Below are 977 nucleotides of genomic sequence, written 5' to 3'. Positions count from 1 at the left end.
CCCACAGACTGTGCGAGGATGCCGATGGCCGAACGACCGTTGGTGTCGACCGTCGGACCGGTCGCGGCCTGGTTGACGTTGACGGCTCCGGCATTGCCGCCGGTTCCGCCGCCGCCGCCGATCGCGACAGCGACTGCCGGGGCGACCGACAGGGCAAAGCCGCCATTGCCGCCACCACCACCGACCGACTGAGCCAGAACGCCATGCGCGCCGTCGCCGCTGCCGTCAGCGCCAGTTGTTATCGTGCCGCCGACATTGGCGATGACAGTCCCGCCCTTGCCGCCGCCGCCGGCTGTGCCGCCGATCGACACGATGCCGGCTGCGCCGCCGCCATCGCCGCCGCCGCCACCGATCGATTCGACCAGCATGCCAATAGCACCCCGACCATTGGTGGTGATGTTGCCGGTGTTGGTACCGGTTGCATTGGCGCCATCATTGCCTGCGCCGCCGGTGCCACCGCCGCCGAACAGGCCGAAGGCGTCGCCGCCGCCACCACCGCCGCCGCCGACCGACTGTACGGCCATGCCGCTGGCGAAATCACCATGCGTTATGATGCCGCCCGAATTGCTGCCCGTGGCATTTCCGCCCAAAGTGGCGCCGCCGCCATTGCCGCCGCCGCTGACGACCCCGACGCCATCGGCGCCATTGCCACCCACACCACCTGCCGACCGCACCAGCATGCCATAAGAAGCCAATCCCGATGTTTCCACCGTGCCTGCGTTGCTTGCCGATGCGGTGCCGCCGGAAGCGCCACCCCCGCCGTCACCAGCATCGACGCCGAGACTGACGATGTTGTCACCGCCCTGGCCGCCATTGCCGCCGCTGGCGTTGGAAAAGATGCCGTAGGAAAAGTCGCCCGTCGTCGTGATGTCGCTGGTGCCAGACGCAACCGCGTTGGCGCTGCCGCCGGTGTTGCCGCTTCCGGCGTCGCCGCCAAGGTTCACGATCGCCGGAAGCGGCAACACCGGCGGCAGCGC

At 69.3% G+C, this 977-nt stretch carries 1 pseudogene; it reads right to left on the bottom strand.

The window, feature by feature from the left end:
- A pseudogene (locus EN964_RS39175) lies at positions 1-977 on the bottom strand (autotransporter outer membrane beta-barrel domain-containing protein); the annotation flags it as partial.

The organism is Mesorhizobium sp. M7A.F.Ca.CA.001.10.2.1, from assembly GCF_003998575.1.
Classification (GTDB): Bacteria; Pseudomonadota; Alphaproteobacteria; order Rhizobiales; family Rhizobiaceae; genus Mesorhizobium.
The sequence above is the reverse complement of the archived record's forward strand: the minus strand, read 5'-3'. Positions and strand labels throughout refer to the sequence as shown.